Genomic DNA, 14874 nt, shown 5'->3' with positions numbered 1-14874 from the left:
CCGGCTAGCTTATTCGTCGTCTTCGTCGATCAAATGAGCGAACGCCTGCAGGTTCTTCAGCGACTCGCCGCGAGACACCCGCCAGTCCCACTCTTTTTGGATCGACGAGCGAAATCCCAACTCCAGCAACGTATTGAAGTCCGCGTCGACCGCTTCGAGCACCTGCCCGAGCACCCGGTCGATCTCGTCGGCGTCCACGGACGCGAGCGACATGCGTCCCACCAGGTAGATGTCGCCGACGTTGTCCAGCGTGTAGGCCACGCCGTAGAGGCGGCGGTTGCGCCTGAGCAGGAAGCGGTAGACCCCCTCGTGGTTCTCGTCGGGCCTGCGGCACACGAACGCCTCGATGCGCACCGAGTGCTCGCCGACGCTCAGGATGGTGTTGGTCTTGAGCTTGCGCTCGCCGGGCAGCTCCACCACCAGTCCCGACCGGCCGCCGTGCGCGCCGTCGTGTTTCGAGTACACAAGACCGCTGGCCTGCAGCGCGTCCTCGATCACGCGCTCGACCGTGGGGCTCACGCGCCGACCCCGCGGCGCTCGGCGGTGTACCCGCTGATCGCGCGGCGATAGCTGGTCAGCAGCGCGTCGGTGGTGTTCTCCCAGGAGAACGTGGCCGCGTGTGCGGCGGCGGCCCGGCTCATCGCCTCGGCCTGCGGCGCCGGCAAGCGCAGCATTCGGTCCAGCGCGCCCGCCCACCGATCGACGTCATGGCCGGCCACCAGCGTGCCGGTGATCCCGTCCCGCACGGCCACCGGGAGACCGCCGACCGCGGCGGCCACCACCGGGGTGCCACAGGCCTGGGCCTCGACGGCGACCAGGCCGAACGACTCCGAATAGCTCGGCACCGCGACCAGGCTGGCGGCCTGGAACAGGGTGGCCAGGTCCGAGCGGGACTGCGGGGGCAGGAAAGTCACCCGCGCGGCGATGCCGAGTTCGTCGGCGAGCCGCCGCAGCCCGTCCGGGGAGGCCAGGCCGCTGCCCGACGGGCCGCCGGCGACCACGATGCGCACGCCCGGCAGTTTCGCGGCGGCCCGCAGCACGATGTCGGGGGCCTTCAACGGCTGGATTCGCCCGACGAACGCCACCACGTCCTCGTCGAGCGGCAGCCCCAGGGCGGCCCGGGCCGCGCGGCGCTCACCCGGGCGGAACACCTCGAGATCGACGCCGGGGTGGACCACGTCGATGCGGGCCGGGTCGGCGCGGTGGATCGAAATCAATTGCCTGGCTTCGTCATCGGTGTTGACGATCAGCCGGTCCGCCTCGTCGACGACCTGCTGCTCGCCGACCGTGCGCAGCGGCGGCTCGGGCGCGTCACCCGCGGCCAGCGCGGCATTCTTGACCGCGGCGAGCGTGTGCGCGGTGTGCACCAGCGGCACCGCCCAGCGGTCGCGGGCCAGCCAGCCGACCTGTCCGGACAGCCAGTAGTGCGAATGCACGATGTCGTAATAGCCCGGCTCGTGCGACGCTTCGGCGCGCAGCACCCCCGCGGCGAACGCGCACAGCTGGGTGGGCAGGTCGTATTTGTCCAGCCCCTCGAACGGCCCCGCCACCACGTTGCGCACCAGCACGCCGGGCGCCACCCGGGCGACGGGCGGGTCGGCGGACGCGGTGGCCCGGGTGAAGATCTCCACCTCGATGCCGCGGCGCGCCAGGTGCAACGCGGTCTGCAGCACGTAGACGTTCATGCCCCCGGCGTCGCCGGTGCCCGGCTGCGCCAGGGGCGAAGTGTGCACCGCCAACACTGCGACGCGGCGCGGTTTCAGCCGGAAGACGTCATCGTGCCGCACTCTTTCATCTTTACAGGACGTTCGGCCCACGAGCCCAGCGCCCAGGACACGGCTTCGCGTTAAGCGGAAGGCTCGTCGGCGGAGACGTCGCGCAGCCGCGGGCCCAGCGCCCCCGCGCGGCGCATCGCACCGAGCGGGTCGGCATACAGCCCGCCCAGCGACACGGTTCCGGCGCCGGCCTCCTGCACCCGGTTCCCGAAGACGGTGACGCGGATGTCGCGTGCCGGCAACACCGAGTGCTCGGCGAACGCCGCCTCGACGTGCTCCATGCCCTCGGGATACTCGGTGAAGGCCTGGCCGCCGACTACCAGCTCGTCGGGGTTGAGCATGTCGCGCAGCAACGCCACGGCCTGCCCGAGCACCCGGCCCCGCTCGTTGAGCAGCTGTTTCGCCTGCTCGTTGCCGCCGCGGGCCAGCCGCAGCAGATCGTTGATGCCGGCCGCCGACGCGTTCGGGCGGCCCGCGGGCGCGAACGGCAGGATGCGCAGCCGGCGCGCGGCGGTCAGGACCGCCTCGTCGCTGACGGTGGATTCCAGCTGGCCGGTGCCGCCCAGCAACTCGGAGTGGGCGGGCAGGGCGGCGATCGTGCCCGGGCCGCTGGCCGGGCAGTGCACCCGCCCGCCGATCACCAGTGCGTAGCCCACGGTCTCACGGGCGTAGACGTACAGGCTGGTGGGCGAGCTGGGCACGAATCGCCGCAGTCCGAGCAGCAGCTCGGCCCCGGCCATGGCGTCGACGTGCGAGGCCACCGAGACGGGCAGTCCCAGCGCATCGGCCAGCACGGGGCCAACCGGCGCCTGCCGCCAGCCGAGCCGCGGGTGGTCGACGTGGCCGGTCGCGCTGTCGACCGTGCCGCCGATCGCGACGCCGACCCACAGCGGGCGCCGCCGATGCCAGCGCTGCAGGTAGCGGGCGGCGCTCTCGGCCAGCGTCGCCAGGGCGGGCCCGGCGGGGCTGAGCGGTGTCGGCGTCTCGACGGTGTCGAGCGTGCGACCGAACAGGTCGGTGGCCACGATGCTGGTGGTGCGGGCGCCGATGTGGATGCCCAGCGTCACGAACGGTTCGTGGTTGACCTCGACCGGCACGCGGGGCCGACCGATCGCGCCGGAGACGGCCAGGTCGGCGCGTTCCCGCAGCAAACCGGCCTCGAGCAGGGCGATGACCTGGCGGTTGACCGTCGCGATGCTCAGCGAGGTGACGCCGGCGATGACGTCACGGCCGACGGGGCCGCGCAAGCGGACGGCCCGGAAAACCGAGGCCGCCGCCGAGTCGGCGATGTGCAGGGCCGGCGGCACGATCTGACGCCGCACCGACCGGTGGCCCTTGTAGGTGGCACGGGTGGGCGAATGATGAGTCTGGGTGAGGGTATTCGAGCGCACGAGCGTCCTTTGTCCGAGTCTTTGTTGGCCGTCACTGGCCACACCTGAAAGTCAGGAGCGGCAAAGTGCGCGACAACAACACGCACCCGCCGCGCAGAGACACGCGGTGGTGGTGCTGGACAGGGCGCTGAGGTGCACCTCGAAAATTTAGCACGCTCACTAAGGTTGTTTCTATGACTGGAAATGTCAGGAATGAACGCGTCGCCGTGGTCACGGGGGCCAGCTCCGGAATCGGCGAGGCGACGGCCCAGACCCTCGCTGCGCAGGGCTTTCACGTGGTCGCGGTCGCGCGCCGGGCCGACCGCATCAACGCCCTGGCGAGGGAGATCGGCGGAACCGCCATTGTGGCCGACGTCACAGACGACGCCGCGGTCACCGCGCTCGCCGACGAGCTGAGCCGGGTCGACGTGCTGGTCAACAACGCCGGGGGCGCTCGCGGCCTGGCGCCAGTCGCCGAAGCCGACTTCGAGCATTGGCGATGGATGTGGGAGACCAACGTGATGGGCACGCTGCGGGTCACCCGCGCGCTGCTGCCCAAGCTCATCGACTCGGGCGACGGGCTGATCGTCACGGTGACTTCGGTTGCCGCACTTGAGGTTTACGACGGGGGCGCCGGTTACACGGCGGCCAAACACGCGCAGGGGGCGTTGCACCGCACGCTGCGCGGTGAGCTGCTGGGCAAGCCGGTTCGGCTGACCGAGATCGCGCCGGGCGCGGTCGAGACGGAGTTTTCGCTGGTCCGCTTCGACGGCGATCAGCAACGCGCCGACTCGGTGTACACCGGCCTCACGCCGTTGGTGGCCGCCGACGTCGCCGAAGTGATCGGCTTCGTGGCCTCGCGGCCGCCGCACGTCGACCTCGACCTGATCGTCATGAAGCCGCGCGACCAGGCGTCGGCCACCCGCTTTAACCGCCGGGGCCAGTCCCCGGACTAGGCGAGGTGGTGGTCGTCGTCGGCGTGCCGGACAGGCTCGGGGCGGTCGACGGCGTCACCGGCGCGGTCACCGGGATCTGGGTTGACGGCGGGTGCGCCGTGGGCGGCGGCAGCGCCGACATCGCGACCCAGGTGTCCCAGTCGACGGCCCAGTCCCAGATGTCGCCGTCGGAGTAGGACAGCTGGATCGAGCTGCCCGTCACCTCGACCGGGTCGCCGTACATCGCGGACTGGTAGTACTGCTCCGCGTCGCCGGTCGACAGGTTGATGCAGCCGTTGGTGACGTTGGTGTTGCCCTGCGCGCCCGCACTCATCGGGTTGGCGTGGATGAACTCGCCGTTGTTCGAGATCCGCACCGCCCACCGTTCGTGCACGTGGCTGTAGCCGGCGGCCGGGTTGGACATGTAGAAATCCGCGTACTTCTCGGTGACCACGTGGATGCCGTTGCGGGTGACGTTGCGCGCCTTGTCGGCCTCGCCGTAGCTGCACGGGAAGTCCATGATGACGCCTTCGTCCCTGACCACCTGGATGCGGTGCGACGAGACCTCGGCCTTGACCACCTGCCGGCGACCGATCTGGATGTTCAGCGAGATGTCGTCGGCGCCGTAGGCGCTGTCGCCGAACGGCAGCCCGTACAACTTGGCGTCGACGTTGACCGTGGTGCCCGCCGGGTAGTACTCGCGGGTGCGGTAGTGCACGCGGGCACCCTGCGCCTCGTCGGGCAACCAGGCCCAACTGCCCTCGACGGGCGGGTTGGTGGTGACGGTCAACGCCTTCTCGACGGCGGCCTTGTCGGTGATCGGCGCGTCGAACTGGATGATGATCGGCGCCGCGACCCCGACGGTCTGGCCGTCGGCCAGCTGGAATGCCCCGCCGATCTTCTTGGTGGGCGTCACGGTGGTGAACTTGCCCGTCACCGGGATGGCCTTGCCGTCGTGCCCCACGGCCGAGCCGCTCCAGGTGTAGGTCGCGTCGTAGCCCAGCGGCTCGGTGGTGCTGTAGACGGTGCGGTCGGAGTTGAACTTGCCCGCCACGGCCTTGCCCGCGGAATTGGTCAGCGTCACGTGCTGGAACCAGCCGTCGCTGATCTCGACGCTGATCGGCGCGATCGGTACCACGTTCTCGGTCGCATCGGCCGGCTGGAACTTCAGCTTCGGCGCGGGCTGCTCCTTCTTCTCGGCCTGCTTGGCGGCCGGGCCGCCGCACGCGGCCAAGACACTGGGGGCGAACATCCCCAGTCCGAGGGTCGCCAAAGCCACGCGCCGGTTGATCGGCTGCGGGTCGCGCGACGTGCTCACGAAAGTCAAAGATACCGGGCAAAATCCACCAACTCCGCCGCGACAATTCGGGCGTCGGCGGATTCGGAGCTATAGCCTGCAGCCGAGCAGGACCGGCTCCGGTTTCAATGTGACACCAAACACATCACGAACCCCGTCGCGGATGACCCGGGCCAGCGCGATCACCTCTTCGGTGGTGGCCCCGCCGCGGTTGGTCAGCGCCAGCGCGTGCTTGGTGGACAGCCGGCACCGGGCCCCCGGATCGTCCGGATATCCCTTGGCGAAGCCGGCCCGCTCCACCAGCCAGCCGGCGGCCAGCTTGACGCCGTCGGGGGCCGGGTAGTGCGGAACCGGGCCGCGGTCGTCTCCGAAAGTGTGGGCCAGCCGCTCGTAAACCTCGGGTGCGACCACCGGGTTGGTGAAGAATGAACCCACGCTCCAGGTGTCGTGGTCGTCCGGGTCGAGCACCATGCCCTTGCGGCCCCGCAGCGTGAGCACCGCCCGGCGCACCGCCCGTGGGTCGGCCCGCTCGCCGCCGCTCACGCCCAACGCGGCCGCCAGCTCCCCGTAGCGCAGCGGCGCGCTCTGGCCCGAGGCGTCCAGCGCGAACTCGACTTCCAATACCACCCAAGGGGTTTCGGGGCCGGCCTGCTTCAGCACGCTGGTGCGATAGCCGAAGCCGAGCTCGCCGCCCGGCACCCAGCGCACCTCCCCGCTGTCGCGGTCCAGGATCCGCACGCGGGTGATGGTGTCGGAGACCTCGGCGCCGTAGGCTCCGACATTTTGCACCGGGGTGGCCCCGGCCGAACCGGGAATCCCGGACAGGCATTCCAGCCCGCCCAGACCATGCTCGATGGCGGCTACCACGACGTCGTCCCACACCGCGCCCGCCTCCGCGCGCACCAGGGTGTTGTCGATCGTGATGCCGCTGTTGGCCAACCGCACCGCGGTCAGGTCCGTCAGGCTGTCCGCGATCACCAGGTTGGACCCGCCGGCGAACACCAGCACCGGGGAACGTTCTCCCCCACGGCTTTCGGCATCCAGCTCCCGCACCACAGCGATCACCTGGTCGGTGCTGGCGCAGGTGATCAGGCGGCGGGCCACCGGCCCCACCCGCAACGTCGTCAGCGGCGCGAGCGACACTGCTTCGGCGACCTGCGCGCCGGCGAACGTCGGACCGGCGTCGCTGGATTTCATGGCCCGTAACGGTAGCCTCACCTGCTATGCCGCGTTCATTCGACTTGTCGGCCGACTACGACGGCAGCGTTGAAGAGGTTCATCGGGCGTTCACGGACGAGACCTATTGGCGGGCACGGCTGGCCGGATCCGGCGTTGACATCGCCACGCTGGAATCGATGCGGGTCGGTGGCGAAACCGGGGACGACGACACCGTCGAGGTCGTCACCGTGCAAGTGATCCACAGCCACAAGCTGCCCGGGATGGTCACGCAGCTGCACAGCGGCGATCTGCGCATCCGGCGAGAGGAAGTGTGGGGACCGGTCGCCGACGGCACCGCGCAGGGCACCGTCGTCGGCTCGATTCTGGACGCCCCGGTCAACCTGACCGGCACCGCGACGCTGTTGCCGATCCTGGAGACGGGCGGCGCCCGGCTGACGTTCCGGGCCACCGTCCAGGTGCGCGTCCCGATCATCGGCGGCAAGCTGGAGAACATCATCGGCACCCAGTTGGCCGAGCTGGTGGCGGCGGAGCAACGGTTCACCACGGAGTGGATCGCCAAAACGGTATGAGGGCGGCGAGCCTAAGCTGGCGCCCATGCGAATCGCGCTGGCCCAAATCCTCAGCGGGACCGACCCGGCCGCCAACCTAGGGCTGGTCCGCGAGTACAGCGCGCAGGCCGCCGACGCGGGTGCCCAGTTGGTGGTGTTCCCGGAGGCGACCATGTGCCGGTTCGGCGTTCCGCTGGCGCCCGTCGCCGAGCCGGTCGACGGGCCGTGGGCGACGGGTGTGCGACGGATCGCGACCGACTGCGGAATCACGGTGATCGCCGGCATGTTCACGCCGGCCGGGGACGGCCGGGTGAAGAACACGCTGATCGCGGCCGGTCCGGGCAGCCCCAACGAGCCGAACGCGCACTACGACAAGATCCACCTCTACGACGCCTTCGGCTTCACCGAGTCGCGCACCGTGGCCCCCGGCCACGAGCCGGTGGTGATCACGGTCGCCGGCGTCCGGGTGGGGTTGTCCGTCTGCTACGACATCCGCTTCCCGGCGCTGTACACCGAGCTGGCCCGCCGCGGCGCCCAGCTGATCGCCGTGTGCGCGTCGTGGGGCTCGGGGCCCGGCAAGCTCGACCAGTGGACGCTCCTGGCGCGGGCCCGCGCCCTCGACTCGATGAGTTACGTTGCGGCGGCCGGCCAGGCCGACCCGGGCGCACCGCTGACGGAGTCGGGCGCGCCCACCGGGGTGGGTGGCAGCCTGGTGGCCTCGCCGTTCGGTGAAGTCGTCGCGTCGGCCGGGTCCGGGCCGCAGTTGGTGGTGGCCGACATCGACGTCGACCGGGTCGTCAAGGCGCGCGAGAGCATCGCGGTGCTGCGCAACCACTCAGATTTCGCTCAGCTCGATAGGGCAGAATCAGTCGGGTGACGAACCCACAAGGACCGCCGAACCAGGACCCTTCGACGTGGGGCCGTCCCGGCAACCAAGGCCCGTTCGGTCAGCCCCCCACCGAGCGGCCGACCGAGCGGATCAACACCGGTGGTCCGGCGCCCGCGCCCCCGCCGCCGGCCGCCGGTCCGCCGCCGGGTCAGACCGAACGGATCGCCACGCCGCCGCCGAACATGCAGCGGCCCGAGTACGCGCCGCCGCCCCCGCCGACCCCGCCTGCGGGGCCGACGGAGAAGCTGCCCACCCCGGGCGAGGAACCGGCGCAGGGCAAGAAGAAGCGCCGCTTCCTGCGCGACCCGCTCTCGGTGCTGCTGGTCTGCATCATCGTGGTCTGCCTGGTGATCGCAGGCCTGGTCGGCGCGGAACTGTACGTCCGCCACGTCGCCAACAGCAAGGTCGCCGAAGCGGTGGCCTGCGAGGTCAAGGACCAGGCCACCGCATCGTTCGGGGTGGCGCCGTTGATGCTGTGGCAGCAACTCACCAAGCACTACACCAACATCTCGGTGCAGACCGCCGGTAACCAGGTCCGCGACGCCAAGGGCATGAAGATCGACATCAACATCCGCGACGTCCGGCTCAAGGACACGCAGGACTCCAAGGGCACGATCGGGTCACTCGACGCGACCGTCACCTGGACGTCCGACGGCATCAAGGAGTCGGTCCAGAACGCGATTCCGGTGCTGGGCCCGTTCGTCACCAACACCGTGACCACCCACCCCGCCGACGGGACCATCGAGCTGAAGGGCATGTTGGACAACCTGACCACCAAGCCGGTGGTGTCGGGGACCGGCCTTCAGCTGCAGATCGTCAGCTTCAATGCGCTCGGCTTCACGATGCCCAAGGAGTCGGTGCAGTCGACCCTGGACGACTTCACCTCGCAGTTCACCAAGAACTACCCGTTGGGCATCCACGCGGACAGCGTGCAGGTCACCAACGACGGTGTGACCAGCCACTTCTCGACGCGTAACGCGAGCATCCCGACCGGCAACAACAACGACCCCTGCTTCGCCAACCTCTGACAATTGAGCCCGTTCGGCAACGATGCGCGCCGGCACGGCGCGTTGAGGCGCCGGACAATTCAGCCCGTTCGGCAACGATGCGCGCCGGCACGGCGCGGTGAGGCGCCGGACAATTCAGCCAAGCCCGTCGAGCACGGCACGGGTGCCGGACAGGCCGAGCCGGGTGGCGCCGGCGTCCAGCATCGCGAGCGCGTCCGCGGCGGCGCGGATGCCGCCGCTGGCCTTGACGCCCAACCGGCCCCCGACGGTCTGACTCATCACGGTGACCGCGCGCACCGACGCGCCCCCCGCGGGATGGAACCCGGTCGAGGTCTTGACGAAGTCGGCGCCGGCGTCCTCGGCCGCGCGACACACCTGGACCAGCGTGCTCTCGTCCGTCCCGGAGAACAGCACCGCCGACTCCACGATCACCTTGAGCACGGAACCGGCATCCACGTCGTTCATGGCGGCCCGCACGGCCGCGATGTCGGCCCGCACCGCGTCGATGTCTCCCGCCAGCGCGGCGCCGATGTCGATGACCATGTCCACCTCGGCGGCCCCCGACGCCACGGCCCGTTCGGCCTCATGCGCCTTGACCGCCGAAATGTGCTTGCCCGACGGGAAACCCGCGACGCTAGCCACCCGGACGCCCCCGGTGCGCACCGCGACCGGAACCATCGACGGCGACACGCACACCGCGTAGACGCCCAATTCGGCGGCCTCGCCGACGAGCGCGGCCACGTCCGCCTCGGTGGCCTCGGGCTTGAGGAGCGTGTGGTCGACCATCGCCGCCAGCTGCGCCCGGGTGGGTTTGCCGGCCACTAGAACCTCTCCTCGGGCCCGCCGGGATTGCAGCCCGACGCGACCATCTCGGCGTCGTCGACGACCGGGCGCCACGGCTCCAAGTTCCAGCTGGTCTTGCCGGGCTCGGCCACCTCGGCGAACTGCCAGTGGCAGATGAACTGCGCGCGCATCCCCGGGGTGTCCGCGTCCGGCGACAGCGCCAACACCTCGCCCCACGCCTCGTCGGCGAGCGCGACGTTGCCGGGTTGCCCGGCGGCGGCCGCCCGCCCCGACGGTGTCGGGAAGACGCGCAGGCTGCTCATGCCGCGCCACTGCCCCCACTCGGTGTGGTCGATGAACGGCGGGGACGGCAAAACCGGAGCGGCCGCCGCGGTGGCCGCCGGGCCCCACAGCGCGACAAGCACGGCGGCGGGCGCCGTCAGCAGCGCCTTCATCCGGCTAGCGCGACTTACCTTGGATTTCCAGAAGTTTCGGCCGTACGTCCACGAGATAGACGCCGGCCGCGCACGCGGCGATCGCCATCCCGAGTACCCCGAAAACAAAACTCAGGATGGACGTCAGCGCGACAGCCAGCCCCAGGATCACCAGCCACACCGGCTTGGTCAGCTTTTCCGCGGCCGTGTACGCGTCGGGCCGCTGCAGCGCGGCGTGCACGAACGCGTATACCGCCGTGACCAAAACGGCGATCTGCAAGACCAACATGACGGTTCCCACGAGGTGGCTCACGCCTTAAGCGTATGCGGGCCCCGTCCCAAACGTCGACTCAGAGTTGCCCGAGGGCAACTCCGAGTCGACCGTCGGACTTACTTCTGGGTGACCTTCTTGGCGGACGCCTTCTTGGCCGGAGCCTTCTTGGCCGGAGCCTTCTTGGCGGGCGCCTTCTTGGCGACGGCCTTCTGGGCCTTCTTCGCCGTCTCGTCGGACTTCTTGGGCAGCTCGATGCCGACCAGCTTGGCTGCACGCTCGCCGACCGCGCGGGTCTGCGATGCGACGGTGCCCAGCGCTTCCTGGGTCAGCTCGACGGCCTGGTCCACGTAGCCCTCCGCGCGCGCGGAGGCGTCGTCCAGACCCGTCTGGCTGCGCAGCCGCTGCAGGGCGGCCTCGCCCCGCTCGACCAGCTCGTTGTAGCGGTTGGTCGCGGCGTCCAGGTAGCCCTCGGCCGCCTTGCGCAGCTCGTCGCTGGTGAAGCGCTCGCGCAGCTCGCCGAGCTGCTCGGGCAGGTCCTCCTGCAACTTGGTCAGGCGAGCGCGGCTCTCCTCCACCCGGGTGCGGGTGTCGACGCGGGTCTCTTCGGCGCGATCACGCAGGTTCGCGATCAGCTCGTTGACCGTCGCCAGGGCCAGGTCGGCCGCGCCGAGGGCCGCGAGCAGCGGAGCCCGCAGATCTTCGATGTTGGTGTTATCCGCCATGGTGATTCCTTTCGTTAACGGCGTTCTTGGGTGTTGCTATGGGAGACGAAGGGCTGTAATCCAAGCGGTCGGTGGTCTATGCGTGCCGGCCAGAAGGGGGAAGCTCACTCGCCGTTGGGTTCGGTGGAACACTCCTCGTCGCTTGGTTCACTGATTTCATTTTGTTGGGTGAACGATGTGTAGATGTCGAGCAGAACCTGCTTCTGGCGCTCGGTGATCGCGGTGTCGGTGATAATGGCGTCGCGCACCTGGCTTTTGTCGCTCGGCTCCAAAATCCCGGCCCGCACATAGAGAACCTCGGCGGAAACCCGCAAGGCCTTCGCGATTTGATTGAGCACGTCGGCGGACGGCTTGCGCAATCCGCGCTCCACCTGGCTCAGGTACGGATTGCTGACCCCGGACTTTTCGGCGAGTTGGCGCACCGAGACCTGCGCGAGTTCGCGCTGAGTGCGAATGAAGCTGCCGATGTCCGAGGCCATGTCGGAGGCGGCATTGGACACCTTCGCGGAGAGCTTCTCCTCGGGTGCCATGGCGCGCTCCTGGGTCGGATGGTCGATGGTGACGGCCATCAGACTACTACAAGTGCTTGCTATTGCAAGCGCTTGTTAGCACTACTAGAAAAGTACCTGCGCGACCGCGTAGATCACCAGGCCCGCCAGCGACCCGACCACGGTCCCATTGATCCGAATGAACTGCAGGTCACGGCCCACGTGCAGCTCAATGCGCCGGCTGGCCTCCTCGGCGTCCCAGCGCTCGATGGTGTCGGTGATGATCGCTGTGATCTCGACTCCATATTGCGAAACCAGGTGCTGGGCCGCCCGCACGATCCAGTTGTCCACCTTGTCGCGCAGGTCGGCGTCGTCGCGCAGCGACTCCCCGATGCGGACCACCGTGTCGGCGATCCGGGTGCGCAGCGTGCTGGACGGGTCGTCCACGCCCTCGAGCACCAGCCGTTTCAGCGTCTTCCAGGCCGTCGCGGCGGCATTGGCGATCTCGTCGCGCGCCATCAGCTGCTCTTTGATCGCGTCGGCGCGCGCGATGGTGTCGGCGTCGTTTTGCAGGTCGTCGGCGAATTCGAACAGGAACCGGGTCGCCGACCGGCGCAGCTCGTGATCGGGATTGCGGCGCACCTTGTCGGTGAAATCCATCAGCTCCCGGTGGATGCGGTCGCCCACCAGGTGGTCGATGAACCGCGGCGACCACGTCGGCGAGTCACGCTCGACGACCCGCTGGATCACCTCGCCGGCGTTCAGCGACCATTGGAAGGCCCGGTCGGCCAGCAACTGGATAAGTGCCTCCTGCCGGTTCTCGGCCAGCAGTGTCGCCAGGACCCGCCCGACCGGCGGCCCCCACTGGGGCTCGGCGATGCGCCGCACGATCATCCGGTCGATCACCTGCTGGACGTCCTCGTCGCGCAGCAGCTCGACCAGCACCCGTAGCACCGTGGCGGTCTCGCTGGCCACCCGCTCGGCGTGCGAGGCCTCCGACAGCCACTTGCCGAGCCGTCCGGGCACCTGGGCGTCGCGGAGCTTGGTCTCCACCACAGGGGGCGACAGGAAGTTCTCCCGCACGAAGGTGCCCAGCCCCTCGCCGAGCTGATCCTTCTTGCGCTTGATGATCGCGGTGTGCGGGATGGGGATGCCCAGCGGATGCCTGAACAGCGCCGTCACCGCGAACCAGTCCGCGAGGGCGCCCACCATCCCGGCCTCGGCGGCGGCACCGACATAGCCGACCCAGGCGCCCAGGTTCGCGTGGGCCTGCGCCCAGCGGCAGCCGAGGAACAGGCCGGTGGCGCCGATCAGAAAGCTCAGCGCCACCGCCTTCATCCGGCGCAGCGCCACCCGTCGCTCGGCGTCGGCCTGCGGGTCGGCGCCGGCGAAGGATTCGGCGAGCGACGGATGGGGACGCCCGGTTCCGCTCGACGGGGTCGTCGGGGCGGGGGCCGCCGCGCGGGGCCCCGGTGCTTCGCCTCGGGGCGAGGCTCTGTGTACCACCACTCCATCATTCATCGTTGCGGGCGTTTGGTGTGACCGCACTGTTCACAAGCCCGCGAGGGGCGCGCGGTCACCGTTCGAAACAGGCCCGCACGCCGTATTATCGAGGGCGTCTAGTGAATGGGATATCGGCGACAGTGGCAGAGCGAACGTTGGCGGCGGCGGCCAAGACGGATGGCCGCAAGCGGCGCTGGCACCAACACAAGGTGGAGCGCCGCAACGAGTTGGTAGACGGCACGATCGACGCGATCCGGCGGCAGGGCGGCGCCCTGAGCATGGACGACATCGCCGCGGATATCGGCGTATCCAAGACGGTGTTGTATCGCTACTTCGTCGACAAGAACGACCTGACGACCGCCGTGATGATGCGGTTCACCCAAACCACCCTGATTCCCAACCTGGCCTCGGCGCTGACCTCCAATCTGGACGGCTTCGACCTGACCCGCGAGGTCATCCGGGTGTACGTCGAAACCGTCGCGAACGAACCCGAGCCATACCGCTTCGTGATGTCGAACAGCTCGGCCAGCAAGAGCAAGGTGATCGCCGACTCCGAGCGCATCATCGCCCGCATGCTCGCGGTGCTGATGCGCCGACGCATGCAGCAGGCGGGGATGGACACCGGCGGGGCGGAGCCGTGGGCCTACCTGATCGTCGGCGGTGTGCAACTGGCCACCCACTCCTGGATGTCGTTCCCGCGCATGAGCCGCGACGAGTTGATCGACTACCTGACGATGCTGAGCTGGAATGCGTTGAAGGGCATCGTCGAGGTAGGCGGATCGCTGGAGAAGTTCCGCGAGGAGCCCCACCCGTCGCCGATCGTTCCGCCCCGCGGCCAGTAGATGCGTCCCCGCGGGGCGCCCAGGGCGGTTCTCATTTTGTGAATTCAACCCGTTTCGTGTGACGCTATGACCCGCTAGTGAGAACGACGTGCATCGCCCGCAGCGACTAGCATGCAGAGGGTGCACCGGGGGCGACGCAGCTGCGCCGTGCTGGCCGGGCGTCCCTGCCTCCGTGTAAAATGAAAGGCTCTTCTCGACATGTCTGTGCAGCTCACGCCGCATTTCGGAAACGTGCAAGCCCACTACGACTTGTCCGATGATTTCTTCCGGTTGTTCCTGGACCCCACCCAGACGTACAGCTGCGCCTACTTCGAGCGCGACGACATGACCCTGGAAGAGGCGCAGCTTGCCAAGATCGACCTGGCGCTGGGCAAGTTGAATCTCGAGCCGGGCATGACGCTGCTGGACATCGGCTGCGGCTGGGGAGGAGCGCTGCACCGGGCGATCGAGAAATATGACGTCAACGTGATCGGGATCACGCTGAGTCGCAACCAGTTTGCCTACAGTAAGGCCAAAATGGCCGCCATCCCCACCGACCGCTCCGTCGAAGTCCGGTTGCAGGGCTGGGAGGAATTCGACGACAAGGTCGACCGAATCGTCAGCATCGGCGCCTTCGAGGCGTTCAAGGCCGACCGGTGGCCGGCCTTTTTTGAACGTGCCCACCACATCCTGCCCGACGACGGTCGGATGCTGTTGCACACCATTTTGACCTATCAATGGCAGCAGATGCCCGCACTCGGCGTCAAGCTGACGATGAGCGATGTGAGATTCGCGCGATTCATCGGCACCGAGATTTTTCCGGGCGGCCAGCTGCCGACGCAGGAAGAT

At 69.0% G+C, this 14874-nt stretch carries 17 protein-coding genes; 6 read left to right on the top strand and 11 right to left on the bottom strand.

The window, feature by feature from the left end; all coding sequences use genetic code 11:
• Positions 1–9: 9 nt before the first annotated feature.
• The 3 genes from A5701_RS19820 to A5701_RS19810 are packed head-to-tail and all read right to left on the bottom strand — an operon-like array spanning position 10 to position 3097.
• Positions 10–519, bottom strand: a complete 510-nt coding sequence (locus A5701_RS19820; RefSeq protein ID WP_067757647.1) for a YbjN domain-containing protein — start codon at positions 517–519, stop codon at positions 10–12.
• Positions 516–1817 (bottom strand): D-inositol-3-phosphate glycosyltransferase, encoded by a 1302-nt coding sequence (mshA, locus tag A5701_RS19815; RefSeq protein WP_231972858.1) that lies wholly within the window; start codon positions 1815–1817, stop codon positions 516–518. Before mshA ends, A5701_RS19820 begins: the two co-directional genes overlap by 4 nt.
• A 29-nt stretch (positions 1818–1846) precedes the next feature.
• Positions 1847–3097, bottom strand: coding sequence for an ROK family transcriptional regulator (locus tag A5701_RS19810; protein WP_231968988.1), 1251 nt, complete (start codon positions 3095–3097; stop codon positions 1847–1849).
• Positions 3098–3339: 242 nt separating this feature from the next.
• Between A5701_RS19810 and A5701_RS19805 the strand changes: the two genes are divergently transcribed.
• A complete protein-coding gene (locus tag A5701_RS19805) occupies positions 3340–4101 on the top strand; it encodes an SDR family NAD(P)-dependent oxidoreductase (protein WP_067757634.1) in 762 nt (253 codons plus the stop codon).
• On the opposite strand, the gene A5701_RS19800 is transcribed toward A5701_RS19805, so the two are convergent.
• Both A5701_RS19800 and A5701_RS19795 read right to left on the bottom strand, forming a co-directional pair.
• Positions 4073–5407, bottom strand: a complete 1335-nt coding sequence (locus A5701_RS19800; RefSeq protein WP_067757631.1) for an Ig-like domain-containing protein — start codon at positions 5405–5407, stop codon at positions 4073–4075. The two genes, A5701_RS19805 and A5701_RS19800, sit on opposite strands and share 29 nt — an antisense overlap.
• Before the next feature lie 60 nt (positions 5408–5467).
• A complete protein-coding gene (locus tag A5701_RS19795) occupies positions 5468–6574 on the bottom strand; it encodes a UDP-N-acetylmuramate dehydrogenase (RefSeq protein WP_067757629.1) in 1107 nt (368 codons plus the stop codon).
• A 26-nt stretch (positions 6575–6600) separates the two neighbouring features.
• Between A5701_RS19795 and A5701_RS19790 the strand changes: the two genes are divergently transcribed.
• From A5701_RS19790 to A5701_RS19780, 3 genes are read left to right on the top strand one after another with little or no spacing between them, the layout of a single operon-like run.
• Positions 6601–7125: a DUF2505 domain-containing protein gene (locus tag A5701_RS19790; protein ID WP_067757623.1), complete on the top strand. Its 525-nt coding sequence runs from the start codon at positions 6601–6603 to the stop codon at positions 7123–7125.
• Positions 7126–7150: 25 nt separating this feature from the next.
• Entirely contained in the window at positions 7151–7981 is an 831-nt protein-coding gene (locus A5701_RS19785; RefSeq protein WP_067757620.1) for a carbon-nitrogen hydrolase family protein, read from the top strand.
• On the top strand, positions 7978–9021 hold the full coding sequence (locus tag A5701_RS19780) for a DUF2993 domain-containing protein (RefSeq protein WP_067757617.1): 1044 nt from the start codon (positions 7978–7980) through the stop codon (positions 9019–9021). The genes A5701_RS19785 and A5701_RS19780 overlap by 4 nt, the downstream gene beginning before the upstream one ends.
• Before the next feature lie 114 nt (positions 9022–9135).
• Here A5701_RS19780 and deoC read toward each other — a convergent pair whose 3' ends face one another.
• The 6 genes from deoC to A5701_RS19750 form a co-directional block, all read right to left on the bottom strand.
• On the bottom strand, positions 9136–9822 hold the full coding sequence (deoC, locus tag A5701_RS19775) for a deoxyribose-phosphate aldolase (protein WP_067757614.1): 687 nt from the start codon (positions 9820–9822) through the stop codon (positions 9136–9138).
• Positions 9822–10238 (bottom strand): DUF2599 domain-containing protein, encoded by a 417-nt coding sequence (locus tag A5701_RS19770; RefSeq protein WP_067757611.1) that lies wholly within the window; start codon positions 10236–10238, stop codon positions 9822–9824. Before A5701_RS19770 ends, deoC begins: the two co-directional genes overlap by 1 nt.
• A gap of 4 nt (positions 10239–10242) precedes the next feature.
• On the bottom strand, positions 10243–10530 hold the full coding sequence (locus A5701_RS19765; protein ID WP_067282206.1) for a DUF2516 family protein: 288 nt from the start codon (positions 10528–10530) through the stop codon (positions 10243–10245).
• A 77-nt stretch (positions 10531–10607) separates the two neighbouring features.
• Positions 10608–11213, bottom strand: coding sequence for a heparin-binding hemagglutinin (locus A5701_RS19760; protein WP_067757608.1), 606 nt, complete (start codon positions 11211–11213; stop codon positions 10608–10610).
• Between the two features lie 104 nt (positions 11214–11317).
• Positions 11318–11743: a helix-turn-helix domain-containing protein gene (locus A5701_RS19755; RefSeq protein WP_067757727.1), complete on the bottom strand. Its 426-nt coding sequence runs from the start codon at positions 11741–11743 to the stop codon at positions 11318–11320.
• A gap of 84 nt (positions 11744–11827) precedes the next feature.
• Positions 11828–13222 (bottom strand): DUF445 domain-containing protein, encoded by a 1395-nt coding sequence (locus A5701_RS19750; RefSeq protein WP_067757605.1) that lies wholly within the window; start codon positions 13220–13222, stop codon positions 11828–11830.
• 122 nt (positions 13223–13344) lie between these two features.
• Here A5701_RS19750 and A5701_RS19745 point away from each other — a divergent pair, with 122 nt between their 5' ends.
• Entirely contained in the window at positions 13345–14046 is a 702-nt protein-coding gene (locus tag A5701_RS19745; RefSeq protein WP_067757602.1) for a TetR/AcrR family transcriptional regulator, read from the top strand.
• A gap of 198 nt (positions 14047–14244) precedes the next feature.
• The coding region (locus A5701_RS19740) for a class I SAM-dependent methyltransferase (protein WP_067757724.1) at positions 14245–14874 on the top strand (630 nt) is incomplete at its 3' end.

This window comes from Mycobacterium sp. E3305 (assembly GCF_001666785.1).
In the GTDB taxonomy this organism is placed as follows: domain Bacteria; phylum Actinomycetota; class Actinomycetes; order Mycobacteriales; family Mycobacteriaceae; genus Mycobacterium.
Note: the sequence above shows the minus strand (reverse complement) of the source record. Positions and strands in the feature narration are given on the sequence as shown.